General features: G+C 53.8%; 19 protein-coding genes. 4 read left to right on the top strand and 15 right to left on the bottom strand.

Features of this window, described 5'->3' with window-relative positions:
* The 6 genes from ABD949_RS24695 to ABD949_RS24670 form a co-directional block, all read right to left on the bottom strand.
* Positions 1-1,059 (bottom strand): sensor histidine kinase, encoded by a 1,059-nt coding sequence (locus ABD949_RS24695; RefSeq protein WP_345248051.1) that lies wholly within the window; start codon positions 1,057-1,059, stop codon positions 1-3.
* 68 nt (positions 1,060-1,127) lie between these two features.
* The gene (locus ABD949_RS24690) at positions 1,128-2,162 is read right to left on the bottom strand and encodes an SO2930 family diheme c-type cytochrome (RefSeq protein ID WP_345248049.1); all 1,035 of its coding nucleotides are present in this window, start codon (positions 2,160-2,162) and stop codon (positions 1,128-1,130) included.
* 4 nt (positions 2,163-2,166) lie between these two features.
* The gene (locus ABD949_RS24685; RefSeq protein WP_345248047.1) at positions 2,167-3,372 is read right to left on the bottom strand and encodes a parallel beta-helix domain-containing protein; all 1,206 of its coding nucleotides are present in this window, start codon (positions 3,370-3,372) and stop codon (positions 2,167-2,169) included.
* Positions 3,373-3,493: 121 nt separating this feature from the next.
* Positions 3,494-4,666: a glutathionylspermidine synthase family protein gene (locus tag ABD949_RS24680; RefSeq protein ID WP_345248045.1), complete on the bottom strand. Its 1,173-nt coding sequence runs from the start codon at positions 4,664-4,666 to the stop codon at positions 3,494-3,496.
* 51 nt (positions 4,667-4,717) lie between these two features.
* On the bottom strand, positions 4,718-5,212 hold the full coding sequence (locus tag ABD949_RS24675) for a hypothetical protein (protein ID WP_345248043.1): 495 nt from the start codon (positions 5,210-5,212) through the stop codon (positions 4,718-4,720).
* Positions 5,213-5,226: 14 nt separating this feature from the next.
* On the bottom strand, positions 5,227-5,850 hold the full coding sequence (locus ABD949_RS24670) for a Cj0371 family chemotaxis-regulating polar lipoprotein (RefSeq protein ID WP_345248041.1): 624 nt from the start codon (positions 5,848-5,850) through the stop codon (positions 5,227-5,229).
* Between the two features lie 147 nt (positions 5,851-5,997).
* On the opposite strand from ABD949_RS24670, the gene ABD949_RS24665 reads away from it, so the two are divergent.
* On the top strand, positions 5,998-7,098 hold the full coding sequence (locus ABD949_RS24665) for a hypothetical protein (RefSeq protein ID WP_345248039.1): 1,101 nt from the start codon (positions 5,998-6,000) through the stop codon (positions 7,096-7,098).
* A gap of 209 nt (positions 7,099-7,307) precedes the next feature.
* Here the strand turns inward: ABD949_RS24665 and ABD949_RS24660 are convergent, their stop codons facing one another.
* Positions 7,308-8,645, bottom strand: a complete 1,338-nt coding sequence (locus ABD949_RS24660) for a DEAD/DEAH box helicase (RefSeq protein ID WP_345248037.1) — start codon at positions 8,643-8,645, stop codon at positions 7,308-7,310.
* A gap of 169 nt (positions 8,646-8,814) precedes the next feature.
* Here ABD949_RS24660 and ABD949_RS24655 point away from each other — a divergent pair, with 169 nt between their 5' ends.
* Entirely contained in the window at positions 8,815-9,531 is a 717-nt protein-coding gene (locus ABD949_RS24655; protein WP_345248035.1) for a hypothetical protein, read from the top strand.
* Positions 9,532-9,623: 92 nt separating this feature from the next.
* Here the strand turns inward: ABD949_RS24655 and ABD949_RS24650 are convergent, their stop codons facing one another.
* From ABD949_RS24650 to yidD, 5 genes are all read right to left on the bottom strand, one after another.
* A complete protein-coding gene (locus ABD949_RS24650) occupies positions 9,624-10,169 on the bottom strand; it encodes an HD domain-containing protein (protein ID WP_345248033.1) in 546 nt (181 codons plus the stop codon).
* Between the two features lie 48 nt (positions 10,170-10,217).
* Positions 10,218-11,090: an SDR family oxidoreductase gene (locus ABD949_RS24645; protein WP_345248031.1), complete on the bottom strand. Its 873-nt coding sequence runs from the start codon at positions 11,088-11,090 to the stop codon at positions 10,218-10,220.
* A 104-nt stretch (positions 11,091-11,194) separates the two neighbouring features.
* Positions 11,195-11,638, bottom strand: a complete 444-nt coding sequence (locus tag ABD949_RS24640) for a DUF4174 domain-containing protein (RefSeq protein WP_345248029.1) — start codon at positions 11,636-11,638, stop codon at positions 11,195-11,197.
* A gap of 14 nt (positions 11,639-11,652) precedes the next feature.
* Positions 11,653-12,033 (bottom strand): co-chaperone GroES, encoded by a 381-nt coding sequence (locus tag ABD949_RS24635; RefSeq protein WP_345248027.1) that lies wholly within the window; start codon positions 12,031-12,033, stop codon positions 11,653-11,655.
* A 102-nt stretch (positions 12,034-12,135) separates the two neighbouring features.
* Positions 12,136-12,345: a membrane protein insertion efficiency factor YidD gene (yidD, locus tag ABD949_RS24630; protein ID WP_345248025.1), complete on the bottom strand. Its 210-nt coding sequence runs from the start codon at positions 12,343-12,345 to the stop codon at positions 12,136-12,138.
* Positions 12,346-12,455: 110 nt separating this feature from the next.
* Between yidD and lgt the strand changes: the two genes are divergently transcribed.
* Positions 12,456-13,397, top strand: coding sequence for a prolipoprotein diacylglyceryl transferase (gene lgt, locus ABD949_RS24625; RefSeq protein ID WP_345248023.1), 942 nt, complete (start codon positions 12,456-12,458; stop codon positions 13,395-13,397).
* A 52-nt stretch (positions 13,398-13,449) separates the two neighbouring features.
* On the opposite strand, the gene ABD949_RS24620 is transcribed toward lgt, so the two are convergent.
* The 3 genes from ABD949_RS24620 to ABD949_RS24610 form a co-directional block, all read right to left on the bottom strand.
* The gene (locus tag ABD949_RS24620) at positions 13,450-14,670 is read right to left on the bottom strand and encodes a S8 family serine peptidase (RefSeq protein ID WP_345248021.1); all 1,221 of its coding nucleotides are present in this window, start codon (positions 14,668-14,670) and stop codon (positions 13,450-13,452) included.
* Positions 14,671-14,842: 172 nt separating this feature from the next.
* Positions 14,843-15,814 (bottom strand): carbohydrate kinase family protein, encoded by a 972-nt coding sequence (locus ABD949_RS24615; protein ID WP_345248019.1) that lies wholly within the window; start codon positions 15,812-15,814, stop codon positions 14,843-14,845.
* 35 nt (positions 15,815-15,849) lie between these two features.
* The gene (locus ABD949_RS24610; RefSeq protein WP_345248017.1) at positions 15,850-17,235 is read right to left on the bottom strand and encodes an MFS transporter; all 1,386 of its coding nucleotides are present in this window, start codon (positions 17,233-17,235) and stop codon (positions 15,850-15,852) included.
* A gap of 174 nt (positions 17,236-17,409) precedes the next feature.
* Between ABD949_RS24610 and ABD949_RS24605 the strand changes: the two genes are divergently transcribed.
* Entirely contained in the window at positions 17,410-18,840 is a 1,431-nt protein-coding gene (locus tag ABD949_RS24605) for a DEAD/DEAH box helicase (RefSeq protein WP_425576805.1), read from the top strand.
* Positions 18,841-18,864: the final 24 nt, after the last annotated feature.

Raw genomic sequence — 18,864 nt, 5'->3', positions numbered from 1 at the left:
TTACACGGCAAGCCCTTCCCGCAAGGGGGTTATCAGGGGCATACCCACCAGAAACTTCTCTTCGTCGTCGCGAACGAGCACCGACGACTGGGCGAGTAGCTGGTATTTCATCATGATGTTCTGCAGGCCGATCTGGCTGGAAGGAACCGCCAGTTTCTTTTTCTGCAGATTATTCTCCACGTACAGGTTACCCTCGCGGGTGTACAGCCGGATGGTCAGCGGCTGACTGGTAGCGATGATGTTGTGCTTGATGGCGTTCTCAAACAGCACCTGCAGCGTCAGGGGTGGAATCAGGTAATGCATATACCGGTTTTCTACGTCGACTTCCAGGAAGATACCGTCGCCGTACCGGGTCTTGAGCAGATGAAAATACGCTTTGATGAAGTTGATCTCGTCGATAAGCGGGCACAGGTCCCGGTTGTTCTGCTGAAGCAGGTAACGGTACACCGACGATAGCTCGTCCAGAAACTCTTCTGCCTGCCGGGCATCCGTGGTAATCAGCGACGACAGGGAGTTCAGGTTGTTGAACAGGAAATGCGGGTTGATCTGCGTTTTTAATGAATCAAGCTGACTTTGCAGGTTTACCTTCTTCAACTCCTGCGTTTCGATGAACGAAATCCGCCAGCGCCGGTACAGATACATTCCCTCAAAATAGGCCGCCACCATGGCCGTGCCAACCACCGAAACCAGTGTATTGAAAAAGTAGGGTCTGAATTCAATGATATGCTCCGTATCCCAGAGCCCAAGCAGGTGGTAGAGGTATGTCTGGGAAATCCGCACAAGGCTGGCAAACACAATGAACCAGCCTAGCTGAAACAGGACCCGCTCCAGGGTCTGCGCCTGATCGGGGTAGCGCCGGCGGGAGAAGATAATGCCCCAGCGGTTGCATTCCCAGACCACCATGGTGCCCAGCACAAAGAAAACGGGGATGCGCCAGTCGTCGGGATAAGGAACATTGGTATAGCCGTACATCATCCACTGCCCAATTAAGGACAACACTGGTACGCCGATGACGCGCATCCATTTATCGTTCAGCCTCTGGATATTCTTACCAGCCACACTCACAGTAATTCAGGCAGCCCCTTCTGCTTTGCTCTCAATGTAAACGGTGTAAAGATAATTAATCGCTATTTCATTCCCTTGATCCAGGCCCGTACGAGATCAACACCCTCTTTGTGGGTCGTTTTGCGGCCAAGTTCGGGCATCATAATACCGGGGTCGGTAGAGACCATGCGGAAGAGCAGGATGGAGGCATCGGGCTTGCCCGGTACAATGTCGAAATCGCGACCGCCGGAGCCGCGTCCGGCCGCTACGGGGGCTTTCATGATGCCTAAGGCCGTGGGGTCTGTTTCGTCAACGCTCAGGTTCAGGCCCGAGGTCATGGCGGGGCCTTTGGGGTTATGGCAGTGGGCGCAGTTGATGTCGAGCCAGATGCGGGCGCGGGCCTCCAGTGAACCTGTTTCAGGCTGGTTCCAGACGGGTGCTTTGGGGCAGTCGTTCAGGTTGGGCAGTCCGGTGAGCAGGCCGGCTTTCTGCCAATGTAGCAATTGGTTTTCTGAGGTGCCGGTGTAGGTTAGGTCACCGTTCAGTTGTCGTGCCGACGGTCCGATGGGCATCATCTTCTCCTCGCGGTTATGGCAGCCTTTACACTGGTTCACGTTGGGAATGGTGTAGGCGTGGCTGCGCTTTTTACCGTCCTCAAAAACGTAGCTTACCTGTTTGGTGTCACCCGCAACTTCCAGAAAGGCATCGGTTTGCGCATCGTTCCAGACGTATGTCAGCGCCTTCCAACCCGAGGGCTCATGCATCAGCAGGCGCGTTTCCATCAATCGGCGACCTTTGGCGGGGTCCCGAAAATCGTTGGGGTAGTAAAATGTTTTTATCAGCGTCGTGCCGACGGGGAACGCCAGTACATCGGTGGCGTTGTACGCTACCGTCTGGCCCGCCGGCAGTTTCACAAACCGCAGCTTTTCGGCATAATCGGAGAACAGGGGGGTATTCAGCCGGTACGGTACTATGCCCGGTGCCGGTTGCTGCCCGACTAGTTCGCCCGTAAAAAAGCCATACTCCGACAGCTTCTCCTTCGTTGCCGCAGCCGGGCGGTACCCGAGGGAGAGGTAGGTAGTTATGGCGAGTAAAAGTATTAGAATGGTCTTTTGCATAAGCTCACTTCCGCGTCACCACCTGCACCGGCTCCAGCCGGCAGTCGAAGGCCGACATATCACGGGAAATGGTTTTGAAGCCATTTTCTGCGTCGATATTAGCAACGCTCTGGTTTTTGTTGTTCTGGATACAGATGCGTTTGTCGGGCCGGATGGTACCGGCCGCATCCCGCGTGTTCGGGTCAATGATGCCGTCGTACAGGATGTGCGGCACGTCCTTGCCGAACTTCAGTTTAAAGCGGAACAGCTTACCCAGCCGGCCTTGCATGGTCGGGCGGCCGTGGTTACGTTCGTATACGTTGTCGTGGATGTGGATGGCCGTGGGGTAGGCGTAGTAGTCTTTGTCTTTGATGGGTATCTCGGTGACGTAGTAGCTGAAAATTCCTGTCCCCAGACTCTTGTTCCGGATAATCTGGTTGTTGAACAACTCCACCTGGCTGGTCGCCAGAATCATCACGCCCGTGCCTTCCGGCACTTTCGCCACGATATTTCCTTTCGGTGCAAAATTCGGGTAGTTGTTGTCGTGAATGTTGTTGTTATATACCCGCACGCGGCCCCCGCGTTTCTGCACCAGGTCGGGCAGGTCGAACACCAGAATACCACCCGTGTTGTTGTAAGCTTCATTGCCGAATACCTCGGCATCCGTAGAGTTCTCGATCTCGATACCCGCTACGTTGTGGTACGCTTTGCTGTTCTTTACCACAATGTTCCGGGACTGCCCCACGTAGATACCGGCATCCGAAGCGCCAATAGCGGTGCAGTTGTCGATCAGCACGTTGTCGCACTGCACCGGGTAAAGTCCGTAGCTGCCGTTATCTTTACCGGGCTTGCCGGTCCACTCCACGGTCACGTTCCGGAACGTAATGCCCTTCACGTTCATGGTTTTGATCCCGTCGCCCTTCGTGTCCTGAACCGTCAGGTTTTCGATAGTAATGTTTTCGGCGTTGGATACCCGCAGGCCTTCGGCACCGTCGGTCTGCCCCATGAAGCTGAGTATGGTTTTGCCGGGCCCTTTGCCGCGGATGATGATGTTCTTTTTGTCTTCCAGCGAGAGGCTGCCGGTGAAGGTAAAACGGCCTTCGTCCAGATCGATGGTGCTGCCGTCGTCGGCGGTGATGAGTTTGGTCTGATAGCGTTTCTGAACATCGGGCTGGGCCAGCAGCGCCGTTCCCAGCAACAGAAGGGGTATGGATAGCAGTAAGGGTTTCATACGGGTCAAGGCTTTGATGAAGAACTCCCGCACCAATGTAAGCCTGGTGCGGGAGCGACAGTATTCAGTAAATATACGGAATAATGGGCAGTTAGTTCTGCCTTGCCGGTTGCTAAAACGCTTAGTCGACTACATGCCCCACAAATTGAGCCCCGTTGTCGATAATGACCCCACCCCGGCGGTAGCCCAGGCCGCAGGCTTCGCCGGCAAAAAACACCCCCGCCTGGTAACGGTTCCCCGACGAGTCGTGCACCATTTCTACATACTCCTGGTAGATCTTCGGATAATCGCCATAATCGCCGTCGGCTGATTGTTTTACCCGGCCCTGTTCGTCCAGAATCCGGACGTTGGCGCCCTCGCGGCCAAACAGGACCTTTTCCACGCAGGGACGGTCGGTAAGCGGCCGGGCGTCGGTTTTGAGCAGCAGCGGATGGTATGGGTAGAGGTCCCACAGCACCTTCAGGATGTATTTCGACTGGAACAGCAGCGTATAAGCCGGGTTCAGCACCATCACCTGCCTGGCACGGGTGGCTTCGGTCAGGATGCGGGCCAGGTCAGGCTCTTCCTCGCCGATATACTCCCAGGGCACCAGCTTGAACCAGTAGCTGAACTTCTCAAACTGCCCAGTCTCCGGATTCTGCCGGAATACCCCTTCGCCCGCCGAGAACTCCACGTTATCGACATAGTCAAAGTCGACATCGAAACCGGCTTCACGGGCGGCCTCGCCCAGCACGGCTACATTGGCGTCGTCTTCGGCAACACCCCGCATCGCCGACAGCAGCAGGGTAGGGGGCAGGTCGGGGTTCAGCCGCTCCAGTTCGCGGAACTGCCCAACCAGGGTTTCGTACAGGCTGTTGAACTGCTGCTGCTCATCCAGCCGGTTCGCCTTCAGGTGCGCGTACTGCACCACGGCGGTCTCGGGGATGCAGGTTGCCGTGTCGGCGTTGTATTCAATCAGCTTAATAGGCTCATCATCCAGGCCACCGGCAAAGTCGAAGCGCCCGTAGAGGTGAATATGCCGTTCGTCGTCCCAGGAAAGCTTGATCAGGTCAATGAGGTTTTCCGGGATACCCAGTTCGGCAAACAGGTTGTTGTCGATGACGTGCTGCCCGGCTTCAACCAGCATATCGAACAACTGATTGGCCGCTTTGTAGTAGGCTTCGGCTTCGGCGCTGCGCACCACCACGGCTTCGTTGGTCAGGTAGGGCAGGGTATCGCTGCCCAGCATCCAGTCCCAGCCGATATTACGAAGCTGCTGGGTTGGACTCACGGAAAGTTGACGGAGTTGGATCATAAGCAAAGAAGGCAGCCGGTATCCGGTATGGTCGCTAACGTAAGGAACTGATCACGAAAACATACTGAAAAAAGAAGGCCTGGTCAGCATAAAATAGATGGTCATGCCGGCCATCAGCGACGACATACCTTCTTTCACCGGCCAGTCGGGCGAAAAAAAGATCTGATTTTGCTTCACCATGGCGCGGGGTTCGCCTTCGGCATTACTCCAGAGCCAGCGGCTGCGCACCACGTTGGACGCTGAAAAGTGAAACTCACGGCCATCGGAAAAGACCATCCGGCGTTTTCCCCACCATCCGGTCCGGACCTCAGCCACCAGCGCTCCGGCCGTATCCATAACAAAAAGATTGGTGAAGAGCGACTGCCGCTGAATGGTGTAGGTGCCGTACCGCGTTTCAAGCGTCGCACTCAGCGGCCCGTTTATGGTTAATACCCCACGCGGGAAGGGTCCCAGTTCGGGACCAAAGTTTTGAAAAATCTCGTAACGTTCGGCCACGCTGGGCCGAAACCATTCCAGAATATTCCGCTGCGGTACGGTTGGCAACATACAGGAAACCGGGACTAAGATGAATAACCCCGGCTGCTGCTGCTTCGGTTGCCGCCAAAGAACCCGCTGCGTCCACCGGCCGGACGACTGACTCGGGAGGACCGAACCCGCTCACTCAGTTGTGTCGACTTGTTGTATACATTCGGATTGGCGTACGCACCTGACTGAAAACGCTGTTCATAGCCGTACCGGGGTGTCATAGACCGGCCCAGCATATAGCCCAGGCTACCCCACAGGAGCACATTGGCCAAACCGCTGCCGTGGTGCGTGCCGTAACTGGATGGGTTATTAAAGTACTGACTGGTTGAAGGGTCGTTCTGCACGAGCCGTTTGGCCGCTTCCACACTCAGGGTGTCGCGGTGACCGTCGTGGTAATTCACGATAGCGCCGGCACGGCTGGGATCGGCCTGTACTTCATCCGTAATGCGGAAGTTGCCGGGTGATGTTTCCGTAACGTACGTCAAGACCCCTTCGCGAAACGCGGTTTGGGTTTGTCCGTTCTGGGTCGTTTGTTCCTGTTGGTTGGTACCACAGCTTTGCAGCAGCACACTGCCGTTGAGCAGCGCAATACTGAGGGTAGTACCGATGGTTATGTCTTTGACCCGCCGGAGGATCGCATGTTTTCGTAAAGGTGTCATAGCGCTGTTTGCCTGATTAATAATCTAAACTAACACGACAGGGGTACAGTTACAAGATTTTAGGGACGAACCGTCGCGGGATTCAACCAGCGGTTCAGGCAGGCTACAACCGAATGGCGCTGATTGCTTATTTTTGGCGCACCCATTATGCAGTACACTCCCGAAGATATCCTCAACCGTATCGCGCAGCTTCAGTCGAAAGGCGGCAACCGGGGATCCGAACGCTATTTTCCGTGGGGACTGCTACCCTCGTATCGCGTCAACCCCTACTGGCTTTATCGCCGGCCCGATACCAACGTGTTCTTTACGGCTATAACGATTTTTACCCTCCGACAATTGCATAGCCGGGTATCAACTGAAGCGCAGCGGCTCATTGACGATATTGCCGCCCGTGGTGTATCGACCTACGAACTGTTCCGTAATAAAGACGGACTAAAGACCTATAACTTTTACCAGACCCATCCATCGCGCCATTTCCCGCACGGCCTGGTGATGCGTCACTTCGAGCACTTCCGTATTCCGGACGATATTGACGATACGGCCATGGTTTATCTGACCAGCCCGCCCACTCCGGAGGAGTTGCTCTGGCTGAAAGAAAAGCTGGTGGAACACGCTAATGGTTCTAAACTAACCATTCGGAATACCTTCCGGCAGTACCGGTCGCTGCGGGCCTATTCTACCTGGTTTGGCAAAAACATGCCGATTGAGTTTGATGCCTGCGCTCTGTGCAATATGCTGTACTGTATCTACCAGTACAAACTTCCCCTCAAGCAGCACGATACCGATAGCCTGGCGTTTCTGCGCTCCATTGTCGCAACGAATCGTTACCGCACCCATCCGTTCCGCTGTGCCCATAACTACGCCCGCACCTCCCTGATTATTTACCATCTGAGTCGATTGATAGCTGGCTTCGAACCACCTGAGCTACAATCGGTCCGCGAAAAACTCATCCGGGATACCGAGCTGGAGTTAAATAAAGTCCGGAACCGGCTGGACAAGATCTTGCTGGCCACCTCGCTGCTGCGACTGGGTCAGCGCCCGCCCGCGGTTTCACTGGAGAATATTGAACGAGACTTTGCCGGCTTTCACTTCTTTGTGGCGGGTATGCTATCCGCCTACGAAAACCCGCTGGTGTATTTCTCGGCGGGGTTACCTTTCTGGCACATCCGCTGGCAGTGCGAGGCTCACAACTGGGCGCTGGTGCTGGAGTATGTGGTGCTGAGGCAGGAACGTACCCATGGGCTTTAGCTCGTGCTCGTCCGTAATTGTATCGTGAGACGGGCGAGGTCCGCGTCTGTGACGCGATACAATTACGGACGACTGAAAATATTTTGAAAAATACTTACACTATTGCTCAAGCCACACAATAAAAGGAGTAAAGCGTCGTTCTTTCACTGTTATGCTTTTCCAGCCCCGGTAGTCTTCTGCCGGGGCTTTGTTATTTCAGTACTGAACGGTCAGTTATTCGGCCGCGTCTTCCGGATCGGGCGCCCATATTTTTGGCGCTTTTCGGCTTCATGGTCCCGGCGGACGTTTACCTTCTTATTCTTGTCAATCTTTTCGTGGAATGCGCCACCGCCGTCTTCGGGTCGGGATGACTTTACCACGATGTTTTTCATGGTAACCTTTGGCTGTTCGTGTTCCATCAGTTCATCGGAAATCGTTAGGCCTTTGGGCAGGGGAGTCATCAGAATGGCGTAATTCATCAGCGACTCGATGGCCGTCTGGTATTCCTGATCGCGTTGAGTAATGAACGAAATGGCGGTACCCCGTTTGTCGGCGCGACCTGTCCGGCCGATGCGGTGGATGTAGGTTTCTGGATCCTCCGGCATATCGAAATTTACCACGTGTGATACGTCGGCAATATCCAGTCCCCGCGCAATGATATCCGTGGCAATCAGCACCCGGCATTGTCCTTCCTGAAATTGCCGCACGCTCTCGAACCGGTGGTTTTGCGATTTATTGGAATGAATGACGGCGATGGTATCGTCCTCTTTTAGCCTGGGTTGCAGTTCTTCATACAGGTCATCGGCCAACTGCTTGGTAGCGGTAAACACCAGCACCCGGCTTAAACCCGAATCGCGGTTTAGCAGGGCTTCCAGCAGATTTACCTTGGTATGAAAGTTCGGTACAGCATAGGCTATCTGGTCGATGTTCTGAAGCGGGGTGCCGACCGGAGCGGCCTCTATCCGGACAGGACTGGCAAAATACGCATCCAGCAGTCCCTCTACCTCCTCTGACAGTGTAGCCGAAAACAACAGGTTCTGCCGTTTGGGCGGCAATACATCCAAAATGCGCGTAAGCTGCGGGCGGAAGCCCAGGTTGAGCATTTCGTCTACTTCGTCAATAACAACCCGTTTTACATTCTTCACCTTCAGTACCCCAACGCTGGTCAAATCGATCAGGCGGCCGGGTGTAGCTACGAGCACATCGACCCCGGCCTGTACGTCAGCAATCTGGCTTTTGGTATTCACCCCACCGTATACGCCTACCACTACCAGGTTCAGGTAGTTACTGAGTTTCTGGATGCTTTCGACTACCTGCACCACCAGTTCGCGGGTGGGCACCAGGATGAGCAGTTGCGGCAGCTTTTCTTTCGAAAACTGGTATTGTCGCAGGCAGGGTAGCAGGTAGGCCAGGGTCTTACCCGTTCCGGTCTGGGCAATGCCACACACATCACGGCCGGACATCACCACCGAAAAGACCTTCTCCTGAATGGTTGTTGGCGTCGTGAAGCCCAGATCGTCGAGTGCGCTGAGCAGCGGTTTGTTGAGGTTTAAATCGTGAAAAGTCATAGTTAGGCCATAACAGAGCGCCGGGCTAATTAATTTCCGTAGAACGGGCTGAAGCACAGAGGTACGTTGAACTGCCGCAAAATAAATTCAGCCCAAGGCTTAAATAAAATTTAGTTACCATGCTGTAAATTAGAGCGATATAAGCATTTCGGACCTTACCTTTTTTCTTATGCGTTGGCTATATGTATTGCTGTGCACGGCCCTGGTCGGCTGCAATCAGTATCAGACCATTGACAGTAATGGCAAAAAAATGATTATTACCGCCGATGCCCGGGCCAACTACGAAGCCGACTTGAGCAAAGTCGCTTACACGGTCAGTGTCGAAAAATCGGCGCTGGGCAGAGAGGCCGTTGGAGCGGCCAAGGCCCGACTGGCGGCAATGGGTATACCCTTCCTGTTTGAGGAAATAGACCAGTTACGGCAGACTCGGTCGTGGACATACATTGACAGCATTTTTGTGGCTAATCAGCCGCAAATCGAGGCCGATCCGCTGGGGCCTGTGATTAAGGAGCATGTCTCGCAGATCATCCTGAGAGATTTCAATCTGGTGTTGCAGCCCGGCGACAAAGCATCGGCCAGAATAGTCTATTACGTAAAGTGTCTCGTCGACTCCGATAGTCCGCACCCCGGTTTGGTATATATCGGAATTAACCGGCTGACCAATACGCTTACTCCTCAGGAGCGCATTCAACTCGCCGAGAGCCAGTATAACCGGTCTGCAGTATTCATGGAAAAGGACGCGCAGAACTTCCGCAAAATGCGAGCCTCCCTGGATGCTCTTCCCGAAGAAGAAAGAAATAAAATGGGAGTAGGCGTCTATAAACTACTGGGTCTTTATGATGAGGTAGCTTATTTTATGCCTAAGTTAAAAGAGTTAATGCCGTAACCAGGTTAGGTTCTGTTCGAGGATTTCGATTGATTTACTGATAAGTTCATGGTCTGAACGGCGTAACGGGGCAGACATTATTTGTTGAGAATTCAGCCGCAGTAATTCTGTTCATAGTCATGTATTTTCTGTTGCAGCCTTGCCTCCAGATACTCATTTGCGCCGGCCAGAAAGGAAAGTATGGTATGAGCTTCTGCAACATAGTCGAGCCTTTTCGCCTTGGACCAACTGCTGGGCGGCTCCTGTAGATTGGTTATCCGATCGGCCAGTTTGACCGCCCAAACCTCTTTACTACAGCTTCTGATTCGGTTGAGGCTATCCTGCATTTTTTCGGATTTAGGAAGGGCGTTGTTTTTAGTCAATGCAGCAACGGCAGTGGCAACCGCAATACTAAACTGCGATGTTAACTCACCGGCTGTTGTAGCGGTGTCTTCCAGCACGTCGTGCAGGAGCGCAACCTGAATCGCAAATGGTAGATCGAGGGTCCCTGTTGCATGCCCGGCAATCAGTATCTCCATGGCTACGTTGCTCAGATGCACCACATACGGCAGATTGGTTCCCGGTAAGGTTTGCTCCTCTTCCTGATGCTTTGCCGCAGCAAATAGAATGGCTTTTTGGTAAGCGGTTTGAACAGTCATAGTATATCGGTAGTACTTCTATTTTTGCCCACAAGAGATAAGTACGGTTTACATCCACACTTTTTTATAATCCTCCGCAAATTGCCGGAAGGTGATGGGTGGGCGACCCAGCAACTGCTGTACCTCATCGGTTAAACCACCGGCCCGACCGGCTTTGGCAACGGAATAAAGGGTAACCATAATCAGCACGAAGCCCAGTGAAACGTTCTCCTGTATGCGTTTGCGCCAGACAAACCGGAAAATAGACGGATCGGTGTAGGTAATCGTCCGGCCCAATACCTCAGACAGAATTTCGGCTACTTCGTGGTACGTGAGGGCTTCACTACCCGTCAGCTCGTAGGCTTTGTTAATATGTCCGGTATCCCTTAAGGATAAGGCGGCTATGGACCCAATATCGCGGACGTCGATGAAGCTGGTTTTGCCGTTACCGGCCGGTACAAAGATTTCATTGCGTTCACGGATCTCCTTCCTGTGCGTTGTGCTGAGGTTCTGCATGAAGAACCCCGGCCGCAGAAAGGTGTAGGGGAGATGGGCGTTGGTAATTAGTTTTTCTATCTTGGCGTGGGGGGTAAGCGGATTGTTTTCGACGCCCTGCAAGGACAGAAAAACCACTTGCTTCGTCCCTGCCCGCTGCATGGCACCTACAAAGGGTGCAAAGTACCTGGCTACATCGGCGAGTTGGGGAGGTCGCACCAGCAGCACCCGGTCAATGCCTTCCAGGGCGGTGTCGAAGGTGCGGGGATTGGTGAAGTCGAGCCGGACCAGGCCGCTGACGGTGTCGGGTACGCCGGCGCGGTCTTCTGTCGGGTTGCGTACGCCGGCCACTACCTGATAATCGGCGGTGGGGTAAGCCGTCAGGGCGTTGATCGTTTCAGTGCCGACGTTGCCGCTGGCTCCGGTGATTAATAGTCGCTCACTCATGGCGGAAAGATATACCGAAGTGGGCAAATCTCCACCTGTATACAAAAAAACAGGCAGTCGACATTCTTCTCTGCCAACTGCCTGCTGAGAACTGCCTGCCAAACCTATTGCTTCTTCATCTCCTGCTTCCGCATCGGCATGGTGTCGATAAGGGAAAAAAGCTCTTTGGGATCGATTGGCTGAGCAAACCGGTGCTTTACCGTACCGTCTTTACCAATGAGCCAGCCCATGAAGTCTTCGGCCGGAATCAGCTTAAAATCACTTTGCATCAGAAACTGCCGGTCGGGCTCCATCAGGGTAGAGGCTACCAGGACAATAATTTCCATGTCGCGCTCCCGGAATTCATCTTCCACCTGCCGGAAGCTATCCTGTTGTTCAATCAGATAGTGTTGGGCGTCGTCGCGGACGTATACCAGCACCACCCGGCTATTATCTTTTTTTTCGTCGAGAATCGCTTTGAGCGACTTCCGCTGATTAGCTACGCTTTCCATAACGAGAGTAGATCCAATAGTAAGTATCAACAGGATAATCAACCAACGGACGCGCATAGTGTTTAAATAGCTTAGTCAAACAAGTCTTCCGAACGCTCCAGCAGCAGGATAGAAGCCTGCGGGACAATGACGTATTTCTCGCCTTCGTATTCCAGTTCAATGGCGTTGCGCTGGAGGTAAATAGCTAGATCGCCCTCCTGAGCCTGCAACGGCATGTATTTTACCTTTTCTTCGGTTTCTTTCCAGGGTTCGTCCTCCATAGCGGCCGGGATCGGGTAGCCTGGTCCTACCTTAATGATGTAGCCCGATTGTACCTGCTCCCGTTCCTGCACGGTAGGTGGGAGGTAAAGGCCGCTGGACGTGCGTTCGCTTGGCCCTTTGGGTTTGATCAGGACCCGGTCACCCACAACCAGTAATCGCTTCAGTCGGTTATCTGCCGTTATTTCCATCATACTACAAATCGATAGTCGTTAGTCAATTGTCTTTATTAAAAAGGTTGTGCAACCCGATGGTTCAAAAACCGGGCAACTCCCCTCACTCCGCCAATTTGTCAGTCAGGGGACAGGATCATATCCGTGCCCTCCCCAGGGATGGCAGCGGCCGATTCGCTTCAGACCCAGCCAGCCTCCTTTCAGCGCACCATGCTTTTGCACCGCCTGAATCATATACTGCGAGCAGGTAGGCGTATAGCGGCAGGCATTCGGGAAATAAGGCGAGATGGCAGCCTGGTAAAAGCGAACAAAGCCAATCAGCACAAGCTTCATAGTCGGTTTCGGGAAAACGTTTATATTTGTCGGCTGACGGTCGAAGCAATAGCCGGCCGTTACTGGACCTTCGTCGTTAGCAACAAAAACGACTCCGAAAACAATCCGTTATGCTGCAATACATTATTTGGGATGTCGATCCCGAAATTTTTCACCTTGGTTCCTTCTCCGTTCGCTGGTATGGTCTGTTGTTTGCCCTGGGCTTTCTGATCGGCATGCAGATTATGGTGCGGATCTTCAAAACGGAAGGAAAGCCGGTTGAAGATACCGATAACCTGCTGCTGTTTATGGTAGTGGCTACTGTGCTGGGCGCCCGGATTGGTCATTTTCTCTTCTACGAACCGGAGTTTCTCTTTAAAAATCCGCTGCAGGTGCTCTTGCCGCCTTACAGCGGTCTGGCCAGCCACGGCGCGGGTATCGGGATCATCCTGGGGTTATGGATCTACTCCCGCCGGGCCAATAGCCGCAAAACGGGGCAGACGTTCCTCTGGGTGCTCGACCGGATTGCCATTGTGGTAGCGCTGGCCGGGTCGTTTATCCGGCTGGGCAACTTGATGAACTCAGAAATTATCGGAAAACCGACAACAGTGCCCTGGGGATTTGTCTTTGTCAGAGCCAGGGATGAATACCCTATATTCAAAGATTCGGCGTTCAGCAATTCCATTCGAACCAATCCGGCCCGGCTGGAAGAGGTAATGACTTCCATCAAAAACGGCAGCCTGAACCTGGATTATATGCTGGTAAGCCGTCATCCGGCGCAGTTATACGAATCGATTACCTGTCTGATCCTGTTCTTTATTCTAATGGGGCTCTGGAACCGTTACAAATCCCGCACCCCCCGTGGCCTGCTGTTCGGCCTATTTATGGTCTGGATTTTTACGCTACGTTTCCTCTACGAATTCCTCAAAGAAAACCAGGAAGCCTTTGAAAATACCATGGCCCTGAATATGGGTCAGATTCTGAGCATTCCGGCGGTCCTGATGGGGCTGTTCTTTCTGATCCGAAGTTTTCGGAATCATCCCAAAGTAAACAGTTCGGTACCTCAGGAGTAAGGATAAAAAAAGAGGACTCACCCGTGAGTCCTCTTTTTTTATGCCTGATTGATCAGCGCGCTACCATCTGGTCCGCGTTACCATCCGGGTCACCCGATACCGGGCCAATTGCCCGTGGCCGGCCTCCCGTCGCCAGCAACACACCGGCCATGTGTGGAGTCGCCATGGAGGTACCACTCATAAAGGCATAGCTACCGCCCGGGTACGTCGATTTAATGCTGACACCCGGCGCTGCGTAGTCGATGGGCGGATTCCCAAAATTTGAAAACGAAGCAAACAGGTTGTTACTGTCAAAAGCCGAGATGGTGTAAATATTGGTTCCATTCACCCGGCCCGGCGACACATTCGTGGCGCTCTGCGACTCGTTACCGGCAGCCAATGCCAGGAAAAAACCTCTGGCAGCGGTATTCAGCACCGCATTGTCAAGCGAACTGGAAACACCCCCGCCCAGGCTCATGTTGATGACATCACCGGCTCTGCCTACAGACGCTATATAATCCAGGGCAGAAATGATTCCCGACGTTGAGCCGCTACCGCTGCCATCCAGGACTTTGATCGGCACTACTTTGGCACCGGCGGCTACTCCCACTACCCCAACGGTATTGTTCCGGGCGGCAATGGTGCCGGCCACGTGCGTACCATGGCCATGATCATCATCGGCGGACGTTCCACCCACAAAATTACGGCCCCGATTGGCATCAACGTTCAGATCGGCGTGGTCGAGGTCAATGCCGGTATCTACTACCCAGGCTACGTTGGTACCAGTGTAGGAAACGGCTCCGCCGACGCGGCTGATCCCCCATGGTGTTTCCTGCGTGCTGGGCTCGGTTGGGGTAGTGGTGGTAGGCTTTCTCAGGATAATCATCTGGTCGGGCTCTACGGAGGCAACATACGGCGAGTTCCGTAAAGCGTTGACTTCGTCGGCGTCGAGCCGGATTGAAAACCCTTTCAGGGCTTTGCTGTATACCTCTTCGGCGCGGTCAGCAAATTTTCCACTCACTATATTATTGATAACGCCCCGCATTTTCGTACTGCGTTTATCGTAATCGGTTTCACCATCAAGTGTGGTCACGTCTACATCCTGACGGAGCACGACAATGTATTTTTGTTTCTGACCATTCACGCGGGCCGTGGGTTGGCCGGAGGAGAAACGAACATAATCAGTCGATAAAGGAGAAGGATTCTGGTCCGCTAACTGGTCATTCTGACACGCTGCAAACGCAAAAGACAGGCAGGCTACGAGCAGCGAATTACTCAAATTGATCTTAGTCATAAAAACTTAAGTAATTGATAAGATTTGAAAATTGTAACGCTTGTGTATACCTATAACTCTATTTTGTATATAGATCGTGCCGATTAATGATTAAATCGTCATTAAAAAAGGCGCATTAAGCGCCTTCGTGCTTTTTTCATATAGAGGGTAAGCAATGATTCGGCCGTTGCCTTTACGCTGGAAGTTTATATAGGTCGTCACGCGAAATAGCATTGGGTAGTGGCCCACTCCGGGTAAGCTTCATTTCGGCCAAAGCAACACCGGCGTAGGCGCATTGTTCGGGTGTTTTACCGTCGAGCCAGGCCGTCAGGAACCCCGCCCAGTACGCATCGCCTGCACCGGTGGCATCCACTACGTCAATGCGCCGACCCGGTAGACGAACGCGCTCCCGTCCCTGCTCATACGATACCAGGCTGCCGTCGGCGCCCAGCGTCAGACAGACCAGGCGGGCCCCCATTTCGTGAAAATCGCCGATGATCCGGTCCGGCGACTGAGGGCTACCATACAGGCGGGCAGCATCGTCTTCACTTAGTTTCACGAAGGCTTTTGAGGCACAATAGTTTCTGATGACCCGCCGGGCACCTTCTCGATCGGGCCAGATGGGAGTCGCATAATTGGCATCAATAGATACCTGAGCCCCAAACCGACACGCCCGTCCAGCGGCTTCCACAATAGCATCCTGCGCCGGCTGCCGGCTGAGCGCAAAGCAGGTGGTGTGAAAGATAGCCGACTGTTGCAGCAGTTCATCGGGCAGGTGCTCCGGCCGGATCTGGCAGTCAGCCTGGCGGTAGGCGATGAAATCGGGAGTCCCTCTGGTGCGTGATACCACCACGATACTCGTAGGTGCCTGTGCATCTTCGGCAATGTAACGGGTATCCACGCCCGCTTCCGCCACCCGCTGTTTCAGATACGCGCCCAGGTTGTCCTGCCCCACACCTGCAACCAGGGCTGTTCTGTTGCCCAGCCGGGCCATGTTGGCTGCCATATTAGCCGGACTGCCACCCTGGTAACGGTGGAAATCGCGGGTATTCAGCAGGCTGTCCGCCAGATCATGGCCAATCAGGTCAACGAGCAGTTCGCCAACCGCCAGTAAAGCATACGTTCGGTTCTGGGTAGCCTGACCAGTTTGATTCGGTTGATTCACGAATAATAAAGAATTTTATACCAGCAGTCGACTCGTTAATTACCCCCCGGACCCGTCGGGAAAGCGGCTTTCTCGCTCCGTACCGTTTCTTTGACAAAAAAGCAGGCCCCGGCCGCCAGGAACAGACAAATCCCGCATAACACCAGCGCATTACGCGGATCACTGCCCAAAACACTGTCGTACAGAAACGGAATGGTAATCATGTTAATGATCTGCGGCACTACAATAAAGCCGTTGAAAATACCCATATACACACCCATGCGCTCTTTTGGCACCGAAGTCGAGAGCATTACATACGGCATAGACATAATAGAACCCCAGGCCAGGCCCACCAGCGTCATGCCAATCACGAAGATACTCTTGTCGTTGGAGAGCAGCATCGACAGGAAGCCTAAACCGCCAATGGAGAGGAACAGTGCGTGGGTGCCCCGGCGACTGATTACTTTAGCGATGGCGGGCAGGAAGAACGAGATACCAAAGCAGCCCACGTTGAATAGGGCGAAGCATAGACTGCCCCAGCGGGTACCTTCGGCAAAACCAGGTGAGTCGGCATTGGGGGCGTCGTAAGCGTGCCGGGCAATGGCCAGCGACAGGTATTGCCACATCAACGGCAAGCCATACCACGTAAAGAACTTCACCCACCACAACTGCCGCATAGTCGTAGGCATCTCGCGCAGAGCGTGGGCAACCTCGGTAAACGCGCCCAACACTCCACCAGCCTGCTTCTTCTGACGTTCAAATTCTGCCATGTTTTCGGGAGGGTATTCATTCGTGGTGTAAACCGTCCAGAGAACTGCGGCCAGTACAGCCAGCGCACCGATATAAAAGGAGTATTTTACAAAATCAGGAATATTGTTGGTGCCGGCGGCTGCGATGGTAAGGCCAAAGATGGGCAGGATAAACGGCATCAGGTTGGCGAGTGTCTGGCCGAAACCGACAAAGAAGCTCTGCACGGCAAACCCCAGCGTGCGCTGCTGCACGTTGAGTTTATCGCCGATAAATGCTCGGAACGGCTCCATCGTTATGTTGAGGCCGGCATCCAGCACCCACATCATGCTGGCCGCCATCCAGAGCGTCGACGAATTTGGCATCAGAATCAGGGCCAGGCTGGTGATGATTGCGCCGATCAGGAAGTAGGGTTTCCGGCGACCCCAGCGCTGCGACCAGGTCCGGTCACTCATGGCCCCGATAATGGGCTGAATGATAAGTCCGGTAACCGGTCCCGCCAGCCACAGGGCCGGAATGGCAGCTTCGTCGGCATTCAGGTAGCGGAAAATAGGACTCATGTTGGCCTGCTGCAGACCAAACCCGTACTGAATACCCAGAAAGCCGAAACTCATGTTCCAGATTTGCCAGAAATTTAACTGAGGCTTGTCGGCCTGCCCGGCAGTTACCGGCTTCTGGATTTTTTCATTTTGCATAGGTTGTCGAAGTTTGTGAAGGGCGATTTGCGGGAAAAAAAACAATGATAAGGAATCTGTTGCAGGATGTAAAGAACCTTTTTATCCAGAAATATGTATATTTGTTACCATTCAAGCGGTTGCTGGCCGGGGATTCAAGGTCAGCTCATTTCTCAATTCATTCAACGCTGAACCTTGACATTCAACGACTTTAACCTCCACGACGACCTGCTGTCGGGCGTTGAGGCCATGAACTACAAACAGGCTACGCCTATTCAGGAGCAGGCCATTCCAAAAATTCTCGCGGGTAAAGACCTGATCGCCTGTGCCCAGACCGGCACCGGTAAAACGGCCGCCTATCTGATTCCGCTGTTGGACCGTATTTCTCATGCCAGCCACGACCATACCAGTACGCTGATTCTGGTACCGACCCGTGAACTGGCTAAACAGATCGACGATCAGGTAGAAGGCTTCGCCTATTTTGTGTCGGCAACCAGTATTGCCATTTACGGGGGCGGTAAAAGCGAAAACTGGGACCAGCAACGACGGGCACTCACCACCGGTGCCGACATTATTATTGCTACGCCCGGCCGTTTGATCGCCCATATGCAAATGGGCTACGTCAATTTCGACAAACTGGATTACCTGGTGCTGGACGAAGCCGACAAAATGCTCGACATGGGCTTTTCCGATGACATTCTGAATATTGTGCGGCAATTGCCGGCCAAGCGGCAGACCCTGCTGTTCTCGGCCACCATGCCTAACAAGATCCGGGAGTTTGCCAAGCGAATCCTGCAGGAGCCCGACGAAATCCGGTTGGCCGTATCTAAACCGGCCGAACGCGTCGACCAGCAGTTTTACCTGGCCTTCGACCGGCAGAAACTGCCGCTGCTGGCCCACCTGATGAAGCAGACGGCGGGCGTGCAGAGTATGGTGCTATTTACCTCCCGGAAGTCGAACGTAAATGCCATTGTGCGGGATCTGGTCCGGTTAGGCTACGGTGCCCGCGGCATCTCGTCCGACAGTGCCCAGGAAGATCGGGAAGTGGTGCTGCGGGATTTTAAAAACAAACAGTTTCCGATTCTCGTAGCGACCGATGTGCTGTCCAGAGGAATCGATATCGATAACCTGACCCACGTCGTTAATTTCGACATCCCCCGCGATGCCGAGGATTACATCCACCGCATTGGCCGGACGGCGCGGGCCGAAGCAACCGGTACCGCTATTACCTTTATCAGTGACCAGGATCAGGACCGAATCCTGCGCATTGAGCGGCTGCTGGAGCATGAGGTAGAAAAACGGGCCATTACCGAGGAACTGGGTTTGGGTGTCGCCCCTGTATTTAACCCGAAATTGTACCGGGGTGGGGGTAGCCGGGACAAGCAACGGAATAAAAAAGGACGCCGGCCGGGTCAGCCGGTTCAATCGGCTCATGCCCCTAAATCGCTCACCAGTGAAGCGGCTCCCGCACAGGGAGATGCTCTCCCCCGTGGCGACAAGCCGGTTCGGTCGAATAAACGTCGGAATAAGAATCGCCGGCCCCGGCCTGAAAAAGGCGATCCGGTACAGCCTACAGGGGCTCCATCGGCCGTTCAGAGCCCTGCTGGCTCGGAAACTCACCCGTAGTTTGCAGCCAAACGGCTATATTTG

Origin of the sequence: Nibrella saemangeumensis, from assembly GCF_039541915.1 — a bacterium.
Lineage (GTDB): Bacteria > Bacteroidota > Bacteroidia > Cytophagales > Spirosomataceae > Nibrella > Nibrella saemangeumensis.
Note: the sequence above shows the minus strand (reverse complement) of the source record. Positions and strands in the feature narration are given on the sequence as shown.

Bases quoted from the DNA above. Each gene is read 5' to 3' on its own strand.
- ABD949_RS24660 (WP_345248037.1), bottom strand. From the start codon at position 8,645: ATGACTTTTCACGATTTAAACCTCAACAAACCGCTGCTCAGCGCACTC.
- yidD (WP_345248025.1), bottom strand. From the start codon at position 12,345: ATGAAGCTTGTGCTGATTGGCTTTGTTCGCTTTTACCAGGCTGCCATC.
- ABD949_RS24665 (WP_345248039.1), top strand. From the start codon at position 5,998: ATGCAGTACACTCCCGAAGATATCCTCAACCGTATCGCGCAGCTTCAG.
- ABD949_RS24680 (WP_345248045.1), bottom strand. From the start codon at position 4,666: ATGATCCAACTCCGTCAACTTTCCGTGAGTCCAACCCAGCAGCTTCGT.
- ABD949_RS24620 (WP_345248021.1), bottom strand. From the start codon at position 14,670: ATGACTAAGATCAATTTGAGTAATTCGCTGCTCGTAGCCTGCCTGTCT.
- ABD949_RS24685 (WP_345248047.1), bottom strand. From the start codon at position 3,372: ATGAAACCCTTACTGCTATCCATACCCCTTCTGTTGCTGGGAACGGCG.
- ABD949_RS24650 (WP_345248033.1), bottom strand. From the start codon at position 10,169: ATGACTGTTCAAACCGCTTACCAAAAAGCCATTCTATTTGCTGCGGCA.
- ABD949_RS24690 (WP_345248049.1), bottom strand. From the start codon at position 2,162: ATGCAAAAGACCATTCTAATACTTTTACTCGCCATAACTACCTACCTC.
- lgt (WP_345248023.1), top strand. From the start codon at position 12,456: ATGCTGCAATACATTATTTGGGATGTCGATCCCGAAATTTTTCACCTT.
- ABD949_RS24670 (WP_345248041.1), bottom strand. From the start codon at position 5,850: ATGACACCTTTACGAAAACATGCGATCCTCCGGCGGGTCAAAGACATA.
- ABD949_RS24640 (WP_345248029.1), bottom strand. From the start codon at position 11,638: ATGCGCGTCCGTTGGTTGATTATCCTGTTGATACTTACTATTGGATCT.
- ABD949_RS24645 (WP_345248031.1), bottom strand. From the start codon at position 11,090: ATGAGTGAGCGACTATTAATCACCGGAGCCAGCGGCAACGTCGGCACT.
- ABD949_RS24610 (WP_345248017.1), bottom strand. From the start codon at position 17,235: ATGCAAAATGAAAAAATCCAGAAGCCGGTAACTGCCGGGCAGGCCGAC.
- ABD949_RS24655 (WP_345248035.1), top strand. From the start codon at position 8,815: ATGCGTTGGCTATATGTATTGCTGTGCACGGCCCTGGTCGGCTGCAAT.
- ABD949_RS24635 (WP_345248027.1), bottom strand. From the start codon at position 12,033: ATGATGGAAATAACGGCAGATAACCGACTGAAGCGATTACTGGTTGTG.
- ABD949_RS24675 (WP_345248043.1), bottom strand. From the start codon at position 5,212: ATGTTGCCAACCGTACCGCAGCGGAATATTCTGGAATGGTTTCGGCCC.